The 24,330-nt window shown below is 72.3% G+C and carries 3 protein-coding genes; 2 read left to right on the top strand and 1 reads right to left on the bottom strand.

Annotation, left to right across the window (positions count from 1 at the left end; genetic code table 11):
* Positions 1–65 precede the first annotated feature (65 nt).
* Both ENSA5_RS05175 and ENSA5_RS05170 read left to right on the top strand, forming a co-directional pair.
* On the top strand, positions 66–16,496 hold the full coding sequence (locus ENSA5_RS05175) for a type I polyketide synthase (protein ID WP_106390435.1): 16,431 nt from the start codon (positions 66–68) through the stop codon (positions 16,494–16,496).
* 24 nt (positions 16,497–16,520) lie between these two features.
* Positions 16,521–20,708 carry a type I polyketide synthase gene (locus ENSA5_RS05170; protein WP_106390434.1) on the top strand — a complete coding sequence of 1,396 codons (4,188 nt, stop codon included), beginning with the start codon at positions 16,521–16,523 and terminating at the stop codon, positions 20,706–20,708.
* A gap of 75 nt (positions 20,709–20,783) precedes the next feature.
* On the opposite strand, the gene ENSA5_RS05165 is transcribed toward ENSA5_RS05170, so the two are convergent.
* The gene (locus ENSA5_RS05165) at positions 20,784–23,042 is read right to left on the bottom strand and encodes an FG-GAP repeat domain-containing protein (RefSeq protein ID WP_106390433.1); all 2,259 of its coding nucleotides are present in this window, start codon (positions 23,040–23,042) and stop codon (positions 20,784–20,786) included.
* Between the last annotated feature and the right edge of the window lie 1,288 nt (positions 23,043–24,330).

Here is a 24,330-nt window from a genome sequence, read left to right as displayed (position 1 = left end):
TCCCCGGGCGACGATCCTCTCGGCTCGTGCCCTGCTCGGCTCCTTGGACCTGCGCGGAAGCTTTCATGACCAACTCGTCTGTCAACCGTCCGAGCGCCCTCCAGCGGTGGATCCTCGACCAGGTTGCAGAGCTGATGGACGTCGCGCCCGAGCGTATCGCCCCGGACCGCAGGCTGCGGGATCAAGGCCTGGACTCGGTGCTCGCCCTGGCCTTGCTCGCCAAGCTCGAAGCCCACGTCGGTCGCTCGCTCTCGACGACGGTCCCGTGGCGCTACCCGACCGTCAAAGCCCTCGCCAACTACCTCGAGGGTGGGGCCACGCAAGCCACGCATCCAGCAGATCTGAGCGTCGTCGCCGACGAACCCGTCGCAATTGTTGGTCTCGGCTGTCGGTTCCCGGGCGCGAACTCACCCGAGGCGTTTTGGCGGCTGCTCCATGACGGCGTCGACGCGGTCACCGAGGTCCCCATCGACCGCTGGGACTCCGAGCGCTGGTATAACAGCGATCCGGCGGCGGCCGGGAAGTCGGCGACGCGCTGGGGAGGCTTCCTCGACCAGGTCGATCGCTTCGACCCAGCCTTCTTCGGTATTTCGCCCCGCGAGACCCGCGAGATGGATCCGCAGCAGCGGATCTTCCTCGAGGTCGCGTGGGAGGCCCTGGAGAGCGGTGGGGTGATCCCGCGCTCGCTCGTCGACAGCGCGACGGCCGTGTTCGCGGGCGCGATGTGGAACGACTGGGATCGGGTGGTCGGCGACGATCCCACCCGGATCCAACAACACAGCGCGACCGGGCACGACCCCGGGATCATCGCGGGGCGGCTGTCCTATCTCCTGGGTGTGCGCGGGCCGAGCCTGACGGTGAACACCGCGTGCTCGTCATCGCTGGTAGCGATCCACCTCGCCGTGCAGAGCTTGCAGCGCGGCGAGTGCACGCGGGCCTTGGCGGGCGCCGTCAACCTCATGCTCTCGCCGCTGAGCTCGGTCGCAATGAGCAAGTTCGGGGCCATGGCCCCCGACGGCCGCTGCAAGGCCTTCGACGCCCGCGCCAACGGCTACGTCCGCGGCGAGGGCGTCGGGGTCGTGATGCTCGAGCCGCTCTCGCTCGCGCTGGAGCGCGGAGCCCCGATCTATGCGCTGATCCGCGGGAGCGCGATCAACAACGACGGCTACTCCAACGGGCTCACGGCGCCCTCGGGCGACGCCCAGGAGGCCGTGCTCGCCCGGGCCTGGGCCGTCGCCGGTATCCCGCCTGCGGAGGTCGACTTCGTCGAGACGCATGGACCGGGGACCTACCTCGGGGATCCGATCGAGGCCGAGTCGGTCGGCGCGGTCTTTGGTCCCGATCGCGAAGAGGGGGATCCGCTCCTCATCGGCTCGGTCAAGACCAACCTCGGCCACCTCGAGGCCGCCGCCGGGATGGCCGGGCTGATCAAGACGACCCTGGCGCTGCACCACGGGGTCATCCCGCCCAACCTCCACTTCGAGACCCCCAACCCCCACATTGACTTCGACCGGCTCCGCCTCCAGGTCCCGACTCAGCCCCGCGCGTGGCCCCAACGCGAGCGGGCCCGTCTGGCGGGGGTCAGCTCGTTCGGTTTTGGTGGGACCAACGCCCACCTCGCGCTGGAGTCTGCCCCGGGGGCGCTTCGAGCAGCCTCATCACCAACCTCGGACGAACACGAGGGACGTCGCGCGCAGCCCAGCGCGGAGAAGTCCGAGCTCGTGTTCGTGTTCTCCGGCCACGGCGGCCAATGGTTGGGAATGGGTCAAGCTCTGCTCCACCGAGAGCCAAAGTTCCGCGCGGCGGTCGAATCCTGTGATGCCGCGTTGCGCCCGCTGATCGGCTGGTCGACGCTCCAGCACCTGTGTAGCCGCGAACCGCAAGATTCGCCCGACGTCATCCAGCCGCTGCTGTTCACCATCCAGGTCGCCTTGTCGCGCACGCTCGCGGCCCACGGAGTCCACCCCGACGCCGTGATCGGCCAGAGCATTGGCGAGGTCGCAGCAGCCCACATCGCAGGTCACCTCTCGCTCGAAGACGCCGCGGCGGTCATCGCTGCTCGGGCCCGACTCGCGGCCGCGCACCTCGCTGGCGCGGGCGCGGTCATGGTCGTGCGACTCGGGCTCGACAAGCTCGGTGAACTCCCCCCCGGCTTGTCGATCGCCGGAAAGATCGCTCCAAGCCGCACCCTCGTGGCCGGCGATCCGAGCTCGCTCGAGGCCGCGCAACGAGGATGGGAGGCCGAGGGGGTTCGCTGTGCACGGGGTCGGGTCGGCTACGCCTCGCACTCTGCCCACGTCGAACCAATCCTCGGCGAGCTCGAGGCTGCGCTCGCGACCATCACCCCGCGCGCGGGTACGGTCGCCTGGTGGTCGACGACGAACGACGGATGGGCACCCGCGGAGTCTGCAGGGGCCAGCTACTGGGCGAGGAACCTCCGTCAGCCCTTCGACTTGCTCAATGGTCTGCGAGAGCTCGGCCGGGGCGCCCCCCCGGTGTTCATCGAGATCGGCCCACACCCGGTCCTCGGCGCGGCCATCCGCGAGACGATGGATGGCCCGGTCGAAGCGCTCGCTTGCGTGCACCGTGAGCAAGACGAGTACGAAGATCTCCACGCCCTGCTCGACACCCTCCGCGGCCGCGGCCTCGTCCAGCCAGTCGCCCCCCGCGGCGCGACGCTCGTGCCGGTCACGGCGACGAGCGCCGAGGCCCTCGACCAGGCGGCGCTGGAGCTGCGCGAGCACCTCGCCCGCAACCCGGAGGTCCCCCTCGCAGACCTCGGCTGGACCCTGCTCCACCACCGACCGCACCACCGACACCGGGCCGCGGTCGTCGTCGAGGACCGCGAGAGCCTGGCCCGAGGGCTCGCGCAGATCGAGGGCAGCCGAGGCGCGGCGGCTTCGGCCACGCCCGTGGTCCACCGCGGCCAGGTCCACGACAGCGGCAAGATCGCGTTCGTGTTCCCCGGCCAGGGCGGGCAGTGGATCGGCATGGGCCGGGTCTTGCTCGAGCGCGCGCCGGCCTTCGCCGAGGCCCTCGACGCGTGCGACGCTGCCCTGCGCCCGGAGACGGGCTGGTCGGTCCGCGAGATCCTGCGCGGGGCCCCGGGCGCGCCCTCGCTCGAGCGCATCGAGGTCGTTCAGCCCGCGCTGTGGGCGGTGATGGTCTCGCTGGCTGCCCTGTGGCGCTCGTGGGGGATCGAGCCCGACCTGGTCATCGGCCACTCCCAAGGTGAGATCGCGGCGGCCTGCGTCGCGGGGGCGCTGTCGCTGGCCGACGGCGCCCGCGTGGTCGCCCGCCGCAGCCGCCTGCTCCTGCGGATCGCCGGGCGCGGGGCGATGGCGGCGATCGGGCTCGGGCTCGAAGCGCTGATGGAGCTGCTGCCCGACGAGCTCAGCCTCGCGGTCGTCAACGACGGCGAGAGCAGCGTGGTCGCGGGCGCGCCCGAGGCCGTGGCCGCGTGGGTCGAGCAGCTGCGCGAGCGCGACATCTTCGCGCGGATGGTCGACGTCGACATCGCCTCGCACAGCCCGCAAGTCGACGCGCTGCGCGGCTTTCTCCACTTCGAGTTTCGCGAGCTCGCGCCGGTCAGCGCGAAGGTGCCGATCGTCTCGACCGTGTTCGACCGCGAGTTCGCGGGCGAAGAGCTCGACGGCTCGTACTGGATCGAGAACCTCAGGCGGCCCGTACGCTTCGATCGCGCGCTGCGGCGGGCGATCGACGCGGGCGCCCGGACCTTCATCGAGGTCTCGCCCCACCCCCTGCTCACGGGGGTGATCGAGCGCGCGCTCGCGGACGCCGAGCCGTCCGGGGCTCCGGTCCCCCCCGGCACCGCGGTCGCGAGCCTACGCCGCAACCACAACGAGGTCGACGCGCTCCTCGACTCGCTGGCCGCGCTGTTCGTCGCGGGCGTGGCCTTCGACGCGCGCTCGCTGATGTCGCCGGGCAAGATCGCGCCGCTCCCGACCTCGGTGTTCAACCGTGAGCGCTTCTGGCCGCCGCCCGCTTCACCCGCGCGATCGTCCGGCCCCCGACCGACCGCCAAGGGCGGCTGGGTCCTCGCGCTCGAGCTCGATCTGCGCCGCCAGCCATGGCTCGCCGACCACCGAGTTCACGGCGAGATCGCCGTGCCCGGGATCGCAATGATCGCGTGGATGCGCCAGGTCATCGCCCGCGTGCCCGGGACCTGGGAGGTCGACGGCGCGGTCCTCGAGGCCCCGCTGGTCCTCGACCGGAGCGCGCGCGAGGTCCAGATCTCGGCCCAGCGCGACGGCGAGGACTACGTCGTCGAGCTGTTCGCCGCCAAGGCTGAGGCCTGGGTCCGCCACGCGCGGGCGCGGCTCGTGCTCAACGTCGAGTTCCCGGCCGGCGAGATGCCTGCGCTCGACGAGGCGAGCGCCGAGCCGCCGCCCTACGCCGCCTGGGCTGCGGCCGGCAACAACTACGGCCCGACCTTCCGCGGCATCGAGCGGCTGATCCGCGACGACGACACGATCATCGCCGACCTCGCGCTGCCCGAGACCGTCGATCCGCAGGGTCTAGAGCGCGGCGTCCACCCGGCCTTGCTCGACGCCGCGCTCCAGACCCTGCTGATCGACGCGCCGACCGACCAGGCCAACGCCTTGTTCACGGCCAACCTGCGCCTGTTTCGGACCCAGGCGAAGCGCGTCCGCGTGCTCGCCTCGCGCCCCCGCGGGCCGCTGAGCGGCGATCTGACCCTCTGGGACCGGAGCGACGGGGGCCTCCTGGCTCAGATCAACGACGTCTCGCTGCTGCCGGTCGAGCGAGACGACCTCGAGGGCAGCGCACCGGTCGGCGCGCTGCGTCTGATCTGGCGGCCCTTGCCGCCGATCGACATGGTCGCGGGCTCGGATCGCTGCGTGGTCGTGGTCGACGCGATCACGCCCCTCGGCGAGGAGCTGCGCGAGCTCCTCGACGAGGCTGGCGCCGAGGTCGATCTGGTCCTGCGCACGGACCTCGCCCAGGCGCTCTCGAGCGCCGCAGACACGGGCCCCCGCGTCCACGTGATCGCGCTGTGGACCACGCCCGAAGGCCCGGGCGACGAGGCCGCGGTCGCGCTCACGCGCGCGGCCGTCGACGAGCTGCGCATGGTCGTCGACGCGGGCGCGACCTCGACCTGGATCACCTGCGGCGCCCAGGCGATCGAGGGGCACCCGGGCTCCCCCGCGCTCGCGGCCCTGTGGGGGCTCGCCCGCGTGCTCCAGCGCGAGCACCCCGAGCTCCGCCACCGCGTGATCGATCTCGCCAAAGACGAATCGATCGCGCTGCTGTCCGACGCGATCCTCGTCGAGGATCACGAGGACCAGGTCGCGATCGTCGGCGGCCGCCGCCTCATCCGCCGCCTGGTCCCAACCCGCGAGACCCGCGAAGCCAGCTGGTCCGGCGGGCGGGTGCTCATCACCGGAGGCGCCGGCTTCGTCGGGCGGCAGCTCGCGCGGTGGTTGATCGAGGAGGGCGGCGCACAGCAGGTCATCCTCGCCAGTCGCAGCGAGCCCTCGCCGGCGGCCCGCGAGCAGTTCGAGGAGCTCGGCGAGGCGATCCGCTTCGTCCGCTGCGACGTCACAGATCGCGCCGCGCTCGAGGCCCTGCTCGCGTCCTTGCCCGCGCTGACCGGGGTCATCCACGGGGCGATGGCCCTCCGAGACGCCCCGCTCGCAACCTTGACGAGCGAGCAGATCGCCGAGGTCATGGCCCCGAAGGTCCGGGGCGCGCTGCTGCTCCACGAGCTGTGTCGCGACCACGCGATCGAGCGCTTCGTGCTGCTCTCGTCGATGGCCTCGGTCCTCGGCAACCCCGGGCAGGGCGCCTACGCTGCGGCCAACGCCTTCCTCGACACCCTGGCCGAGCAGCGCCACGCCGCGGGCCTGCCCGCCCAGAGCCAGAGCTGGGGCATCTGGACCAACCAATCGCAGCGCCTGCGCGAGCAGGACCGCGAACGCTTTCGTCGCTCGGGCGTGCGGCCCCTCGACGTCGGCGAGGGCATCGAGTGGTTCGCGTCGGCCTGGACGATGGACGCGCCCCACCTCGTCCTGGTCCCGGTCGACTGGGATCAATTCTCGCGCTCGCTGACCTGGACGCCGCCGCTGGTCGAGGAGCTGGTCACCAAGATCGTCCCGGCCCCGAGCGCCCCCCGTGAGCGCGAGGTGATCGAGAACCTCGCCGCGCTCGAGCGGATCGTCGAGACCGAGATCCGCGAGATCCTCGGCCTCGTCCACGGCCTCGTCCACGACGTGGGCTTCGCCGAGCAGGGCATGGACTCGCTGATGGCGGTGACCCTCAAGGGTCGGCTCGAGCAGCGCCTCGACCTCAACCTGTCGGCGACGATCGCCTTCAACTACCCGACCCTCCCGCGCCTCGTCCGTCACCTCGGCGAGCTCCTCGGCCTCGCGTCGGACCAGCGCGTGCCCCGTGAGATCGTCGCCAGCGATCACGCGGCGATCGCCGTGGTCGGCATGGCCTGCCGCTTCCCCGGCGCCGACTCGGTCGCGGACCTGTGGTCGATGCTGCTCGCGAGCACCGACGCCGTCGGCCCGATCCCGAGCTCGCGCTTCGACATCGAGCCCTGGTACGACCCCGACCCCGACGCCCCGGGCCGGACCTACACCCGCGAGGCGGGGCTGATCGACGAGGTCGACGCCTTTGACCTGGGCTACTTCCGGATCTCGCCGCGCGAGGCCCAGACCATGGATCCGCAGCAGGGCCTGCTGCTCGAGGTCAGCGTCAGCGCCCTCGAAGACAGCGGCGTCGCGATCTCGAGCCTCGAAGAGACCGCCGCCGGGGTGTTCGTCGGCGCGCTCAACTACGATCACGGCGCGAAGCTGCTCGGCCGGGCCGAGGCCGACTGGGTCGACGGCTTCACCGCCAGCGGGACCCGCAGCTCGGTGCTCTCGGGCCGCCTGAGCCACTTCCTCGGCGTCCACGGGCCCTCGCTGACCGTCGACACCGCGTGCTCGTCGTCGATGACGGCGATCCACCTCGCGGTCCGCAGCCTCCGCGCGGGCGAGTGCGACCTCGCGATCGCCGGGGGCGTCAACGCCCTGCTCTCGCCGCTGACCCTGGTCGAGCGGAGCAAGAACCGGATGCTGTCTCCGACCGGCCGCTGTCGCCCCTTCGACGTCGGCGCCGACGGCATCGCGATCGGCGAGGGCTGCGGGATGGTCGTGCTCAAGCGGCTCAGCGACGCGATGCTGGCCGGAGATCGGATCCGCGCGATCATCCGCGGCTCGGCGCTCAACCACGACGGCCGAACCAGCGGGCTGACGGTGCCCAACGGCCTCGCCCAGCGGGCGCTCCTGCGCGCGGCGATCACCGAGGCCGGCGTCCAGCCCGAGGAGGTCGGCTACGTCGAAGCCCACGGGACCGGGACCTCGCTCGGCGACCCGATCGAGCTCGAGTCCCTCGCCAAGGCCATGCGCCTCGCCGACGACACCCCGCTGTGGATCGGCTCGCTCAAGGCCAACCTCGGCCACCTCGAGTCGGCCTCGGGCGTGGCCGGCTTCATCAAGACCGTGCTCGCGCTCGAGCAGCGCATGATCCCGCCGCAGATCCACTTCGATCGCGGCAACCCCATGGTCCCCTGGGACACCTCGCCGCTGCGCGTGCCGCTGCACGCGACCGACCTCCACAGCCAGTTCGCGGGGGTGAGCTCGTTCGGGTTCAGCGGGACCAACGTCCACGTGATCCTCGAGCGCGGCCTCTCGGTCGAGGACCACGAGCCCCCGTTGGTCCCCTCGCTCCTGACCCTGTCCGCCCGCGACCCCAACGCGCTCGACCAATTGCGCGAGCGCTGGATCGCGCTCCTCGCTGGCGAGCACCCGCCGCTCGCGGACCTGTGCTACACGGCCGCCCACCGCCGCGGGCAGCAGGCCTGGCGCCTCGCCGCCGCGGGCGACGACGCCAGCGAGCTCGCCGAGCGTCTCCGCGCGGCCCCAACGATCCACGCGCGTCGCTCGGCGCCCGCGCTGGTCTTCGTGTTCGCCGGGCAAAGCGGCGTCTACCGGGGCATGGGCCGCGCCCTGCTCGAGTCCTCGGTCGAGGTTCGGCGGATCATCGAAGACATCGACGGCCTCATCCAGAGCCTCGGCGGCCCCTCGGTCCTCGACGCCCTGCAAGACGCCGAGCTCGACGCGACCGAGCTCGCCCAGCCCGCGCTCTTCGCCCTCGAGGTCGGCCTCGTGACATGGTTCGCGTCTCTCGGGGTTCGGCCCGCGGCGGTCGTCGGTCACAGCGTGGGCGAGATCGCGGCCGCGTGGGCCTGCGGCGCGTTGCCGCTGTTCGAGGCCTGCCACATCGTGGCCATGCGCGCGACGGTGATGGCCGAGCTGCGCGGCAGCGGGGCGATGCTCGCCGTCGCAATCGGCCCCGACGAGGTCGCGGCGCTCGGCGAGAGCGATGTGAGCGTGGCCGCGATCAACGGCCCCGCGGCCTGCGTCCTCGCCGGACCCTCGGCGGCGCTCGAGCGGATCCGGGCCGGGTTCAGCGCCCGCGGCCGCTTCGCCCGGTGGGTGTCGACCGACTACGCCTTCCACAGCCCCGCGGTCATTCCGGCGAGCTTTCGCCTCAAAGAATTCGCCGGCAGCGTCGAGACCACCCCCGCCGAGGTGCCCTTCTACTCGACCGTCGACGGCGGGCGTCGCCACGCGCCCCTCGACCTCGACTACTGGGTCTCGAACATGTGCGAGCCGGTCCGCTTCGCCGCCGCGATCGGGGCGATCGCCGACGACATGGACGCGGTCTTCGTCGAGCTCGGCCCGCACCCGGCCCTGCAGATCCCGATCGCGCAGGTCCTCGGCGAGCGCGGCGCGGGCCCCGACGAGGCTCGGAGCGCGACCATCCCGACCTTGCGCCGCGACGGCAACGGGCGCGTCGAGCTGGCCGAGGCCGCCGGGCGCCTCCACGCCCTCGGCGTGGCGCTCGAGCTCGAGCGCCTGGTCCCGCGAGCCAACGTCAGCTCGCTGCCCGCCTACCCCTGGCAGCGCCAACGCCATCGCCTCCCCGACGCCCCGCAGGTCCCGCGCGGACCCGCGGGCACGATCCTGGTCGCGCCGACGGGCTGGACCGAGCTCGTCCGCCTCGATCAGCCGCGCCCGACCTGGGAGGCGAGGCCGGTCGCGGGCGATCAGCTCGACGCCGGCGCCCTGATCCCCCTCTTGCTCGCGCTCGTCGACGCGCCGGTCCTCAACGCGTTGATGGCCGCGAGCTCCGAAGCGATCCGCCGGGTCCACGTGAGCCGCACGCGCGCGGGCGTCGAGGTCTGGGCCGACGACGGCCAGGGCTGGCGCGAGCTGCTCAACGCCAACGTCGGCGTTGCGACGGCCCTCGACCCGTGGTCGAGCGACGTGGCCTGGGAGCCGTGCCCCCGGTCCGTGCTCGAGGCCGAGCTCGCCCACCTCGACCGCTCGCTCGGCCCCGATGTCCTCGCGAGCGACCGCGGCCAGGCGAGCTGGCGCCTCCACCTCGACGGCGTGTCGACGCTGCGCGCCTTCGAGCTCGCCCGAAGCCTGGCCTCGCTGATCCACGGTGAGCCGCGCGTCCTGGGCGGCTGGGGCCGACTCCAGGGCCGCGCAACCCAGGCCCCGGTCGCCGCGCTGGTCGTGACCCACACCAAGATCGTGATGTTCGATCGTGACGAGCGCGAGCTGCTGCTCGTCGAGACCACGCAGTGGGACCCCGACCACGGCGAGGCCACGCCGCGCTCGCCCGAGCTGTCCGCGCCTTCGACCGCGCTGCTCGCGGAGCTCGAGCAGCTGTCCGCGACCGAGCGCGAGGACGCCCTCGCAGACTGGATCGAGCGCGAGGCCAGGGCGGCCCTGATGATCGAGGACGAGCTGCCCCGCGACGAGGGCCTGTTCTCCCTCGGCATGGACTCGCTCCTGGCGATCTCCTTGCTCGGGAGCGTCAGCGCGGCGCTCGGGGTCTCGCTGCCCAACACCTTGGTGTTCGAGCACCCGAGCGTGTCGGCCCTCGCGCGCGCGGCCCTCGCTCAGGTCGTGCTCGGCGAGCCCGCCGCAGCCCCGGCGCCCCTCGTCGCCAGCGCCACCGCCACCGCCGAAGACCTTCGCGCCGAAGACGCGCGCCCGCGCCCGCGCCAACACCCGGCCCCCGACGAGGCGATTGCGATCGTCGGGGTCGCGTGCCGTCTGCCCGGCGCCGACTCGCCCGACGCCTTCTGGAGCCTGCTCGAGGCCGGCGCCGACGCGATCTCGACCGTGCCCGCCGATCGCTGGGACGCCGAGGCCTGGACCGACCCCGACCCCGACCGCCTCGGGCGGATGGTCTCGGCGGCCGGCGGATTCCTCGACGACCTCACCCAGTTCGACCCGGCCTTCTTCGGGATCTCGCCCCGCGAAGCCGAACGCATGGATCCCCAGCAACGGCTGCTGCTCGAGGTCGCTCATGAGGCCCTCGAACAATCCGGCTGGCCGGCAATGAGTTTGCGCGGTTCACGAACCGGGGTGTTCGTCGGCATTGGCACCGAGGACTTCGGCCAGCTCAAATTCCACGGCGGGCCGGCCGAGGACATCGGCGCCTACGACTTCACCGGCACCGACACCTCCGTCGCCGCCGGCCGGCTGTCGCACACCTGGGGCCTCGAGGGGCCGAGCATGGCGATTGACACCGCGTGCTCCTCGTCGCTCGTGGCCCTCCACCTCGCGGCGACCTCGCTGCGCCTCGGCGAGTGCGAGCGCGCCCTCGTCGGCGGCGTGAACGTGATGCTCGCGCCCGAGCTCGGCGTGTTCCTCAGCCGCAACCGCGCGATGTCGCCGAGCGGCCGCTGTCGGACCTTTGATGTCGCCGCCGACGGCTACGTCCGCGGCGAGGGCTGCGTGGTCCTCGCGCTGCGGCGCCTGTCCGAGGCCGAGCGCGCCGGGGATCGGATCCTGGCCCTGATCCGGGGCTCGGCGGTGCTCCACGACGGCCACGCCAGCGGCCTGACGGTCCCCAACCCCGCCTCGCAGGCCGCGGTGATCCGCGCGGCCCTCGAGCGCGCCCGCGTCGAGCCCAACGAGGTCTCGATGATCGAGGCCCACGGGACCGGGACGCCCCTCGGGGATCCGATCGAGGTCCGGGCGTTGACGGAGGTCTTCGGCGGTCGGGCCGAGCGCCTGTGGCTCGGCTCGCACAAGACCAACCTCGGCCACCTCGAGGCCGCCGCGGGGATCACCGGGGTCCTCAAGGTCGTGCTCGCGCTTCGCCACGGCGTCGTGCCCCCCCACCTCAACCTCGACACCCTCAACCCCGACATCGACCTCGCGCCGCTGCGCGCCGAGATCCCCAGGCGCGCGGTCGCGTGGGAGCCGAGGGCGGGGCGACGGCTCGCGGGCGTGAGCTCGTTCGGCTTCAGCGGCACCAACGTCCACATCGTCCTCGAGCAAGCACCCCCGAGCTCAGCCCCGGCAAAAAGGGTCACCGCCGCGCCAGCTCGCGTCAGCCCGCGGCCCTGGTTGATCCCGGTCTCCGCCCGCTCACCGGCCGCGTCGACGGCCTGGGCGCGGGCCCTCGCCGATCGCGTCGCCGCCTCCACCCCGACCGAGCTCAGCGATATCGTCGCGACCCTTGGGTCCCACCGCGATCATCACAGGTTGCGGACTGCGGTAGTCGGCGAGCTCGACGAGCTCCCCGGGCTCCTGCGCGACGCGCAGACCATCAAGGTTGGGCGTCGCTCCCGTCTGGTCTTCGTGTTCTCCGGGCAGGGCTCACACGCGCTCGGCATGGCCCGGGAGCTCCATGCCGAAGCGCCGAGCTTTCGAGCTGCCTTCGACGCGATCGCCGACGCCTTCGAGCCCACCCTTGGGTGGTCGCTCCGCGACGAGCTCAACGCGCCGGAGGCCAACTCGCGCCTCGATCGGGCCGAGGTCGTCCAACCGCTACTGTGCGCGATCCAGATCGCCCTCGCCCGTCTGCTCGAGGGCTGGGGGCTGCGACCCGACGCGGTCCTTGGCCACTCAATCGGCGAAGTCGCGGCAGCGGTGACCTCCGGCGCGCTCGGCCTCGCTGACGCCGGCCGGGTGATCGAGAGCCGCAGTCGCCTCGTCGCCGAGCAGGCGCCGGCCGGAGGCATGGCGGTCGTGGAGCTCTCGCGCGCCGAGGCCGAGGCCGAGCTCGACGACGAGCTCCACATCGCCGCGGTCAACGGCCCGCAGACGGTCTTGCTCGCGGGCGCCCCCGAGGCCCTCGATCGCTTTGGCAGCCGGATCCGAGCGCGCGGGCGCTTCTTCCGTCGGGTCGCGATTGGCTACGCCTCGCACAGCCCGGGCATGGACGTCCTGGTCGAGCCGCTGCAGGCGGCGCTCAGCGGCCTCCGCCCCCAGCCCGCGACGACCACCATGTACTCGACCGTCCGCGCCCGCGCGGTGACCGGGGCCGAGCTCGATCCAAGCTACTGGAGCGACAACCTCCGCGCGCCCGTGCGCTTCGACGAGGTCGTGCTCGAGCTGCTCTCGCGCGGGCCCGTGACCTTCGTGGAGATCGGCCCGCACCCGGTCCTCGGCTACGGCGTCAAGCAGTGGTGCGAGGCCCAGGACAGCCGAGGCGAGACCCGGTCCGTGTGCCTGCCGAGCCTGCGCCACGACCTCGGCGACCGCCGCAGCATGCTCGAGCTGGTCGGGCGGCTCTACGAGCGCGGCCACGACCCGGACTGGTCGGCGCTCAACCCCGAGGGCAGCTTCATCGAGCTCCCGACCTACCCGTGGGATCGCCAGCGCTACTGGCCCGCGACCGGACCCGCGCGGAGCTCGAGCGAGGGCCGGGTCGTCGCCGAGGCCGGCAACGAGGGTGTTCGGGTCCTGTCGATCGAGCTCGGCGCGCAAGCTTGGCTCGCCGACCATCGGGTCGGTGCGCTGACCGTCGTCCCGGGCGCCGCCTACTCGGTCTGGGCGCGGCGGGCCGTCGGCGCCCACGACGGCGAGCTCGAGCTCCGCGAGCTCGAGATCGAGGCCGCCTTGACCCTCGCCGACGATGAGCAGGTCGAGCTTCAGGCGGTCTGCCGCGTGGTCGAGCCCGGGCTCTGGGACGCCGAGATCTTGTCGGCGAAGGGCGGCGCGTGGATCCGCCACGCCCGCGCTCGGCTGATCGCGGGCGCCCCAGCCGAAGCCGCGGCCGACCGGCGCGTCGACCTGGCCAAGCTGCGCGAGCGCTGCCCCGAGCTCGTCCCCGGTGAAGCCCTCTACGCGCGGATGGCCGCCGACGGCCTCCGCTACGGGCCGGCCTTTCGCGGCATCGTCGAGCTCCGCGTCGGCGCGGGCGAGGCCCTCGCCGAGCTGCGCGCGACCGAGGAGGTCGCGCGCGAAGGCTCGCTGCACCCGGCCTGGGTCGACGCGGCCCAGCACGCCGCCGCCTTGCTGCTCCCCCCCGGCCGCTGGCTGCCCGTCGGCGTCGAGTCCCTGGTCGTCCACGGCCCGCCCCCGAGCCGAGCCTTTGTTCACGCCTCCTTGCGCGAGCCCGAAGCGGGCGAGAGCGAGGCCCGCCACGCCGTCGCCGACCTGGTCGTCCACACCGTCGACGGCGCCACGGTCGCGACGATGCGGGGCCTCCGGCTCGCGCGGGTCGAGTCGCAGACCGCGAGCCCCGACGACCTGCGCCTGTTCGAAGACACCTGGCTCCGCGCCCCGGCCGTCGAGGGCGCACGCGCGCCGAGCGGGCGCTGGCTGATCTGCGGCGGCGAAGACGAGCTCGCAAGCACGATCGCCGAGGCCCTGCGCGAGCGCGGCGTCGACGAGATCACGCGGGTCGATGGCTCGACGCCGCCGACCCCGGCCGAGCTCGAAGGCGCGACCTCGATCCACCTCGGGACCGAGGCCCTCGACGAGCTGTGGCGGCCGCTGCAACACCTCGCCCGCGCCGAAGCGGGGCCCGCCAAGGTCGCGCTGGTGACCCGCGGAGCCTGGTCGATCGAGGGTCGAGATCCCGACGCGTCGGAGCCGATCAACCCGTCCGCGCGCGCGGCCTGGGGCCTGGGCCGGACGCTGCGCCACGAGCTCCCGCAGTGGGATCTCTCGCTGATCGATCTCGCTCTCGCTCCGCGCGGGCTCGCTCCGCGCGGGCGCCCCTCGGCCTCGATCGAGGCGATGCTCGATCACCTGCTCGCCGACGACGATGAGCGCGAGCTCGTCTTGCGTGACAACGAGCGATGGGTGGGGCGCTGGCGCGGCGCGCCGATCCCCCCCGCGCCCCCGCAGCGGATCGCCGACGCCGAGGGCCGCGCGTTCCGGCTCACCTGCGCCCAACCGGGCGACCTCGGCAGCCTCGCGCTGCGTGAGCTCGAGCGTGGCGAGCCCGGCCGCGGCGAGGTCGAGATCGCAATCGAGGCGGCTGGGGTCAGCTTCTCCGACGTGCTCAAGGCCCACGGCCTCTACCCCGGCGTCGATGGCCCGCCCCCGCTCGGGGTCGAGTGCAGCGGACGGATCGCGCGTCTCGGCCCCGAGGTCGTCGGCTGGTCCGTCGGCGATCCCGTGATCGCGATCTTGACCGGCGGGGGCTTTGGCAGCCACGCGATCACCCCCGCGTCGCTGCTCGCGCGCCGCCCCGTGGGCCTGTCGGCGACGGCCGCCGCGACCCTCCCCGGCGCGTTCTTGACCGCCTTTCACGCCCTCGTGACCCTCGCCGAGATCGGCCCGAAGGATCGCCTGTTGATCCACTCGGCGAGCGGAGGCGTCGGGCAGGCGGCCCTGCAGATCGCCCTCGACCTCGGCGCCGAGGTCTACGGCACCGCCGGGACCCCCGACAAGCGCGCCTTGCTCGTCGAGCTCGGCTGCAGGCAGGCCTGGAGCTCGCGCTCGCACGAGTGGTTCGAGGGCCTGCGCGAGGCCACCGACGGCGAGGGCGTCGACATCGTGCTCAACACCCTGCCCGGCGAAGATCTGCGCCTCGGCGTCGAGATCCTGCGCAGCGGCGGGCGCTTCCTCGAGATCGGGCGGACCGACATCTACGCCGACCGACGCCTGGGCATGGCGGTGTTTCGCAAGAACGTCGCCTTCTTCGCGATCGACGTCGGCGAGCCCGCGCTGCTCGCCTCGGGGGCCCTCAGCCACGGGCTGCGCGAGCTCGTCAAGCGCGTCGAGGCCGGCCGCCTTCAGCCCCTCCCCGCTCGGGTCTGGCCGATCGAGCGCGGCGCCGATGCCCTGCGCGAGATGGCCCGCGCCCGGCACACGGGCAAGCTGGTGTTGCAGGTGTCCGACCCCGAGGCTGACCCGGGCGCCGCCGGGCGGATCATGCTGCCGGTCGCGGGCTCGGCCGAGCTCGGCTTGTTTGGCGGGACCTGGCTGATCACCGGAGGCACCGGCGCGCTCGGCCTGCGCTGCGCCGAGCTGCTGGTCGGCGCTGGCGTCGGGCGCCTGGTCCTGGTCGCGCGTCGACCCCCGAGCGCCGCGAGCGAGGCGGCGATCACCGCCTTGCGAGCGCGCGGGGCCGAGCTCGTGTTCGCCGCCTGCGACGTCGCCAATCGCGACGCTCTCGCCGAGCTCGTCGGCGCCCACGAGCATGAGCTCGAGGGCGTCATTCACTGCGCGGGCGTGCTCGACGACGCCCTGCTCCGCGACCTCGACGACGCGCGCTTCGCCAGGGTCATCGCCGCCAAGGTCCACGGCGCGCGGCACCTCGACGAGCTCACCCGCGAGCTGCCGCTGATGCACTTCGTGCTCTTCTCCTCGCTCTCGGGCGTGCTCGGCTCGCCGGGCCAGAGCGCCTACGCCCTCGCCAACGCCTACCTCGACGGCCTCGCGGCCGCGCGTCGTGGGCAGGGGCTGCCGGCCCTCTCGGTCGCGTGGGGAGCGTGGAGGGACATCGGCCTCGCCGCCGGCGACGAGCGTCGCGGCGCTCGCCTCGCCCGGCGCGGCCTGCCCTCGCTGACGCCCGACGCGGGCACCGATCTGCTCGCGCGGCTGTTGACGAGCGCGACCACGCCCGCGAGCGTCAGCGCGACGCCGCTCGACTGGCCGGCCTACCGCGACGCGCAGCCGGACATGGCTCGGACCCCGCGCTTCGCCCTGATCGAGCCCGAGTCGGCGGCCGCCGGAGGCCCAGCAACCAGCCCCTCGCTGTCCCTCGAGGCCCTGCTCTCGGACACCCACGGAGCCCGCGAGCGACAGCGCGAGCTCGCCCGCTGGATCGCCGAGCGTGCCGCGACCGTGCTCGGTGTCGCGGCCGCGCAGATCAGCCACGACCAACCCCTCGCCGAGCTCGGGCTCGACTCGCTGATGAGCCTGGAGCTGCGCAACCAGCTCCAGACTCTGATCCCACCCCCACTCGAGCGACTCCCGAGCACCTTGTTGTTCACCTTCCCCACGATCGGGGCGCTGGCCGAGCACCTGCTCGAGCTCGTCACGCCCGCGGCGGCCAAATCGTCCGAGCCTGGCAAGATCCTGGTGACGCCAGCCGCCACGAACCCGACCCCGGCCGAGCACCCCGAGGTCGAACACGCGAGCGACGACGAGGTCATGGCCGCGCTCTTGCGCGAGCTCGCCGAGCCCGTGCCCTGAGCAAGAAACGAGCCCCTTCCAAGCATGGACAAGTCCGAGTTACTGCGTCAGTCGCTGTCGAGGATCCACGCGCTCAAGGCCCGCGTCGCCGAGCTCGAGGCGCCGCAGGCCGAGCCCATTGCGATCGTGGGCATCGGCCTGCGCTTTCCCGCGGGCCTCGACGATCCCCGCCAGTTCTGGGCCGGCCTCGCCCGGGGCGTCGACGTGATCCGCGAGATCCCCGAGCAGCGCTGGCCCGCGGGCCAGGCCGAGGCCCGCTTCGCCGGCATGCTCGATCGCATCTACGAGTTCGAGCCAGGCTTCTTCGGCGTCTCGGAGCGCGAGGCCCGGACGATGGATCCCCAGCAGCGGCTGCTGCTCGAGGTCGCCTGGAGCGCCCTCGCCGACGCCGGCCTGCCCCTCGCGAGCGTCCGCGGCAGCGAGACCGGGGTCTTCATCGGCGCGTCCGGGTTCGACTGGACCTTGCTGGCCTTTGGTGACCAGGCCATCGACGCCTACGCGGCGACCGGGTCGAGCCACTCGATCCTCGCCAACCGCCTGTCCTACCTGTGGGATCTTCGCGGCCCGAGCCTCAGCGTCGACGCAGCCTGTGCCTCATCGCTGGTCGCCGTCCACCTCGGCGTCGCGGCCCTGCGTCGGCGGGAGTGCGACCGGGTCCTCGTCGGCGGCGTCCAGGCCCACCTCGTGCCCCACACGACCATGTCGCTGGCGCGCTTCGGGATGATGGCCGCCGACGGGCGCTGCAAGGCCTTCGACTCTCGCGCCGACGGCTTCGTGCGCGGCGAGGGCTGCGGCGTGGTCGTGCTCGCGCGCCTGTCCGAGGTCGACCTCGCCCGCGACCGGGTCTACGCCGTGATCCACGGCTCGGCGGTCAACCAAGACGGGCGCAGCAACGGCCTGACCGCGCCCAACACCCTCGCGCAGGCCCGCGTCCTCCGGGCCGCGCTCGCCGACGCCGGGGTCGAGCCCGAGGAGGTCGGCTTCATCGAGACCCACGGGACCGGGACCGCGCTCGGCGATCCGATCGAGTTTCAGGCCCTGTCCAGCACCTATGGCGCCTCCTCGCGCCCGTGCTACCTCGGGGCCGTCAAGACCAACCTCGGCCACACCGAGGCCGCGGCGGGCGTCGCCGGGCTGATCAAGGCCGCGCTCGCGATTCACCACAAAGAGATCCCCGCCAACCTCCACCTCGAGCGCCTCAACCCCGACGTCGAGATCGAGGGCACGCGCTTTCGTCTGCCGCGCGAGCAGACAGCCTGGGGGCCCCCGCACCACGCCGCCGTCAGCAGCTTCGGCTTTGGCGGGACCAACGCCCACGTCGTCCTGGGCCCGCCGCCCGAGCCGCCGAGCCCGACCGCCGACGCGGGCCAAGCCCAATTGATCGCAGCGATCTCGGCCGCCAGCCGCGAGGCCTTCTTCGAGCGGGTCGAGCAGCTCGTCGACCTCGTCGACGAGCCGAGCGTCGAGCCCGGCGACCTGACCTACACCCTCGCCGCCCGCAGCACCCACCTGGCCTGGCGCGGCCACGCGATCGGCCACGATCGCCCGAGCCTCGCGAGCGCGCTCGCCAAGGCCCACCCGACCCTCGCCGCCTCCGCGCCCCCGCGGGTCGTGTTTCTGTTCTCGGGTCAGGGCGGTCAGTGGCTCGACATGGGCCGCGCGCTCGCGGACGGGTCCGAGGTCTTTCGCGCCGCCCTCGAGCGCTGCGCCGAGGCGATCGCCAGGGTCGCAGGTTGGAGCCTGGCGGCCGCGCTGGCCTCAACGACCGAGCTCGCCCGCGTCGACCGGGTTCAGCCGGCGATCTTCGCGGTCCAGGTCGCCCTCGCGGCGCTGTGGCGCAGCGTCGGCGTCGAGCCCGACGTGGTCCTCGGCACCTCCATGGGCGAGGTCGCGGCCGCCCACGTCGCGGGTCTGCTCGGGCTCGAGGACGCCGCCCGGGTCATCACCACGCGCAGCCGCCTCGTCGCCGAGCGCCTCGACACGCCCGGGGCCATGGCCACGGTCGCGCTGTCGGAGGCGGCGCTGCGCGAGCGCCTGTCCGCGCGCCCTTCGGACCTGGAGATCGCGGTCGTCAACAGCCCGAGCAACGTGGTCGTCGCCGGATCGCCAGCGCCGCTGCTCGAGCTCATGGCCGAGCTCGAGCGAGACGGCGTGTTCACCCGCAGGATCCAGGTCGACTACGCCTCGCACTGCAGCCACGTCGACATGCTCGCCGACGCGATCGAAGACGCGCTGCCCGGCCTCGCAGCAGGCGACGGCCCGCGGACCCGGATGCTCTCGACCGTGACCCTCGACTGGCTCGAGGACGCGACGCGACCGAGCTACTGGCGGGCGAACCTACGCGAGCCCGTGCGCCTGTGGCCGGCCCTGAGCGAGGTCCTGCGCCCGGCGGGTGACGTCGTGATCGAGCTGTCGCCCCACCCGGTCCTGACCGTCCCCCTCGAAGAGCCGCTGGCCCAGCTCGAGCCTCCGGTCAGCCTGTGCTGCCCGATGGCGCGCGGCGGCGGGCCCGAGGTCTTCCTCGACGCGCTCGGCCGAACCTGGGCCCGGGGTCTCGAGCCGCGTTGGCAGACGCTGCAGCCGGGCGGCCGCGTCACCAGCCTCTCGAGCTACCCGTGGACCCGGCGGGCCTACGGACCCGAGCTCTCGCTCTCCGATCCCCGCGCGGCGATCGCCACGCCAGCCTCGAGCGCCGCCACGGTCACAAAGGAGCGCGGCGCCACAATCACGGAAGCCTCGATCGAGGCCCTGGTCATCGAGACCCTGACCCACGAGCTCGGCGCGTCGTCGGACCTGGCCATGGATGTGCCGCTGCGCGAGCTCGGCCTCGACTCGTTGATGGCCTCGCACCTGCGCGCGCGCCTGGCCGAGCGCGGCCTCGAGGTCTCCTTGCTCGATGTCCTTCAGGCCCCGGGGATCCACGCGCTCGTCGCCACGATCCGGGCCAAGCTCCGTGATCGCAGCGAGACCGCGCCCGACGCGAGCGCAGCCAGCAGCGGCCCGTGGTTCGTGTGCCCGCGCCCGCGCCCGCAGGCCGACGTGGTGCTCTACTGCGTGCCCTTCGGCGGCGGCTCGGCCGGCGCCTTTCGCCCCTGGGTCGACGAGATGCCCGAGTGGCTCGAGCTGCGCGCGGTCGAGTCTCCCGGTCGCGGGACCCGGCTCGGCGAGCCCTGGCCCGCCACCGCCGACGCCCTCGTCACCGGGCTCACCGAGGCGATCCTCGAGGACCTCGAGGACCTCGAGGTGTCGCGCCGCCGGCCCGAGCCCGGAGACGACAGGCCGAGCTTCGCCCTCTACGGCCACTGCTCGGGCTCACTGATCGCCTACGAGGTCGCCAAGCGGCTGTCCGCCGCCGGCCATGCGCCGCGGCACCTGTTCGTCGCCGCCCTCGGACCGCCCGCCCGCTACGACCTCGATGAGCTGGTCGCCACGGTCGAGCGCTCGGGCGCGCCGCTGCACGACATGAGCGACGAGCTCCTGCTCGGCTTCCTGCGCAGCGTCGAGTTCCAGGGTCTCGAGGAGTTCGAGCGCGACCCCGAGCTGCGCGACATGGCCATGGCGACCATGCGCGCCGACAGCCGGATGATGATGAGCTACCGCCCGGTCGACGGCGGGCCCCTCGCGGTCCCGATCACCGCGATCGGCGGCGCCCGGGATCCGGCGATCAACATCTACGAGCTGTGGCAGTGGGCCCGAGAGACCCGCGCGTGGTTCGACTGGCGCTGGCTGCCCGCAGGCAACCACTACTTTCACGCCGACCATGTCGACGAGCTCGCCGAGATCTTCGCGGTCCTGCGCGCCGACGAGCTGCCCCTGCCGCACCCGCGGACGACCGCCGCGCTCGCGCCGATCGACGTCGTGCGCGGCTTCTATGCCGCCCACGGCGACGAGCCGAGCGCCGCCGCCCCCTTCCTCGCCGAGGCCGTGAACTGGCGGATCCTCGACCCGAGCGAGCGCGAGCTGAGCGACCCCGGCCAGCCGCAGCCGCAGCCGCAGCCGCAACCGCGGTCGTGGTTCGCCGATCCGCGCCTGTCGGTCCGCGCAGTCGCGATGCACGAGCTCGAGCTCGAGGCCCACGGCGACGACGAGATCGACGCGAGCTCCGGGCTCACGCTGGCGCCCGCCGGAAGCGAAGCGCGCCCGGCCACCCACCGGGCCCGCTATCGCGTCCGCGACGGACGGATCGTCAGCGCCACGGTCCACATCGAGTGACGGCCTGAATCGTGCGAGGGCCGGCGGCTGTCGGGCAGGTCCGCGAGGCCTCGGCGAGGGCGCTGAGCGCCTCGTTCACGGGACCGCACAAAACGCCGAGGCCGGCTCGGACAGGTTGTCGTCGTCCTTGCACTCGACGAAGGTCGGGTCGCTCGGGTCGACCACGACCTCGCCGACGAACTCCAGCGTTTGGTCTGGCCCGAGCGCCGTCTGCAGCTCGAGGCCCTGGATCTGGCCAGGGAAGAGCGCTTGGTCCGTGACGACCTCGCCGACGACGGCCTGGGTGTCGAGGCGCCGGACCTCGACGGTGACCCCGGCCGGCAGCGACGCGAGCCCGATGTTGCGCACGCTGACCCAGATCCGCATCGGGTCACTGCACTCGACGTTCAGGTCGACGGTCGCGTTGGGTGCGTCGTACACCCCGGCGTCCTGGACGTTCTGGCGGAAGTTGTTGAGCCACGGCAGCAGCCAATTGACCCGCTCGAGCAGCGGGATCGCGCCATAGACGTTGGGCTCGTCGCACGCGCTGTCGCCCGAGCTGCACACGTTGGTGACGCTGTACGCGTGCTGGTTCCAGATCGTCCGGGTCCCGACCCACGAGCTGTCGGCGGCGCCGTAGACCGAGATGCCGCGATAGTAGGGCTGGCTGTCGCTGACCGGCTCCCACGGCGGGAGCCCCGTGTCCGGGTCGCCCAGCGTCCACGGCGGCTGGTCGCAGGTCCAGTTGCCGCTGTTGGACACCTGCACGATCTCGGCGGAGTCGTCGCCGTCGACGTCGGCGACGACCAACATCTCGGTCGCGGTGAAGGTCGTGTTTGGGGTCGCAAAGCGCAGCTCCCCGGTCATGCCATCAAACACGCGCAAGAAGCACTCGTCGGAGTACACGACCTCGGCCCGGCCGTCGCCCTCGAAGTCGAACACCGAGGAGCCGGTCACCGCGCTCGACGTGTCCTGGGTCGGGTGCTGCCACAACACCGAGAGGTCGTTGTCGTAGACCACATAGACGTTGCCGCCCGCGATCCCGATCTCGGGCCAGCCGTCGCCGTCGAAGTCGGCGATCGTCGGCGGGCCTCCGCGCGTGTCCTCGAAGGGGATATCGATCGGGCCGAGCTCGATCGCGCCGGTCTTGGCGTCGAGCACCCACAAGCCCCCCTTGACCAGCACGATCTCCGCCGAGCCGCCCTTGTCGAAGTCGGCGACCGCCGTGAACCCGTCGGGCACGGCCTCTTGCTTCCAGATGACGTCCCCGTTGATGTCGTACACGGTGTTGCCCGCGAGCAGATCCATCACGCCGTCACCGTCGACGTCGACCATGTGGCTGATCTCGCGCCCGGTCCCCCCGCCCTTGCCCTCGGTCCCGACCCACTCGCGCTTGATGACCCCATCTTTGGTCGAGAACAGGCTGCGACCGAAGGCGATCTCCGGGTGCCCGTCGTGATCCATGTCTGCGATCGAGATCGCGCCGCCCCAGCCGAAGTTGCTCGAGATGTCCGCGACCGGCAGGTCACTGATTCGCGTGACCTCACCGTTGGCGTTGACCAGCGCGATCTTGCCCTCGCCGGTCATCGCGACCACATCGATGCGCTGATCACCGTCGACGTCACCGAGGGCGACCGAGAGCCCCGCCCAGCCGCTCGAGTCCGGCTCGGGCGAGTCGTTGGCCCAGATCCGCTCGCCCGAGCGACCGTCGAGGAGGTTGAGGACCCCGGTCCTGCACGCGTTCATGTTGTTGCACGAGCAGCAGGTGCCGTTGGCGCTCCCCGACACGAACACCATGTTGGGCGGGTCGTTGGCGTCGAGCTCGCCGTCGCAATTGGCGTCGTACATTCGCGCGACCATCGGCGTCGCCCAGACGTCGGTCTTGATGAACAGCGGCGCGTTGTGGCCCCACTGCCACTCGAGGCTGGCGTTGAGCTCACCGGGCGTCGGCATGTACTCGCAGGCTTCGACGCAGTCCGGCGGATCGTCGGCTTCGCCGGTGCACACGACCGGGGCCCCGACGCACCTGCCCGTCGGCGGCAGCTTCTGGGTGCAGACCAGGCCCGGCGGTGGCTGGCCCTGGCCGGGGCTCGGCTCGCCGAGACCGAGCTCGCAGTACTCGTCTTCGTCACAGTCGTCGGCGGTCGTGCACGCCTCACCGGGAACAACGCACGCGTCGAACAGGCAGACCTCGCCCTCCGCGCAGCAGCCCCCCCCACACACGAGCTCGAAGGCGCAGCACATCCCCTCGACGCACAGACCTTCGGGACACTCGAGATTGTCGGCACAGTCGGGCCCCGGCTCGCCGTCACCATCGCCGTCACCATTACCATCACCACCCCCACCATCGTCCATCGATCCATTCATATCGCCGTTGCCCGAGCCTCCATCATTGTCACCGGTATCCCTCGGAGGATCGCCGATGCTGGAGCCCCAATTCGACTCGGCGCTCGCCCCGTCGCCTCCGCAAGCGAGGGGCAGGGCACAGAGCGCCATCAGGGATCGAAGCGCGATGGTGTTGAGCGCATCCATACCGATATCCCTAGCAGCGCACAGACAATTGCCCCGTCAACCCGGCCACACTCATTGACAAAGCCCCGCACCGCGAGGTCACCACTTAACCGGCGCCTTAAGCGACGCAGACCGGGTCAATTATTGTCACCAGTCATTGAGCGCGACGTTCGACATCCTCGCGCGACCAACCGCGAAAACCACCGCGGACAAGGGGAAAAAGCCCCAGCAAAGAACGCCCCGACCGCCCCCCGCGAGCTCGCGGTCACCAAGAAGATCGATGAAAGACCAGCCCCATCGCCGTCACCAAAGACCTGGATGCACCGACTGCCACACGATCACAATCACGCAATCACGCAATCACGCAATCACGCAATCACGCAATCAAAACATTGACCGAGGACGACCAACCCCCCGAACCCCACTCCGGCCTTGCCTGACGGCGAGAAAAAGCCCCTTCAGACCGCCGTCCGCGACGCGACCGGTCGCCTAGCAGCCCGGGGTGCAATGCATCGTGTCGCCTCGCGCCGGATTTTTCGCCGAGGGCGCGAAGCCAAAACGCCGCTGTACCGGGCGTACTGCAAGGTTTTGGCGACAAAGCCATCGGCGAAGAGGCCAAGCGAGGCGGCGCGAGGCATTGCACCCCGGGCTGCTAGCAGCGCCATGAAGATGAAGACTCCTGACCGCGCCAAGATCCCGCCCCGCGGCCCAAAGCGGGGTCACCCCCCGCCAAGAGCAGAGCGCACAAAGGCGACAGGAGGTCCGAGTTCGGGGTATCGCCGTACGAAAAGCACCTCCGAAGCCCACCCGACCGACCTGGAGCCGCGGCACCAAGAGCCTTCTGCACCCCAGATGGAGAGGCGACGCCCCGTACTCGGACCTCCTGTCGCCCTGCGCGGACCCCCAACGGCACGCCCCAGCCTCATCAACAACTCCAAGCTCCCCGCCCCGACCGTCTGCAACTTTCCCAGGCACGGCCAGCAGGATAGCGGCCAGCGCTTCGGCGCGGGGTCACCCCCCGCCAAGAGCAGAGCGCACAAAGGCGACAGGAGGTCCGAGTTCGGGGTATCGCCGTACGAAAAGCACCTCCGAAGCCCACCCGACCGACCTGGAGCCGCGGCACCAAGAGCCT

It is taken from the genome of Enhygromyxa salina (assembly GCF_002994615.1).
Taxonomy (GTDB): domain Bacteria; phylum Myxococcota_A; class Polyangia; order Nannocystales; family Nannocystaceae; genus Plesiocystis; species Plesiocystis salina_A.
The sequence above is the reverse complement of the archived record's forward strand: the minus strand, read 5'-3'. Positions and strand labels throughout refer to the sequence as shown.

Coding starts and splice junctions, on each gene's coding strand:
- ENSA5_RS05175 (WP_106390435.1), top strand. CDS start 66: ATGACCAACTCGTCTGTCAACCGTCCGAGCGCCCTCCAGCGGTGGATC.
- ENSA5_RS05170 (WP_106390434.1), top strand. CDS start 16,521: ATGGACAAGTCCGAGTTACTGCGTCAGTCGCTGTCGAGGATCCACGCG.
- ENSA5_RS05165 (WP_106390433.1), bottom strand. CDS start 23,042: ATGGACGATGGTGGGGGTGGTGATGGTAATGGTGACGGCGATGGTGAC.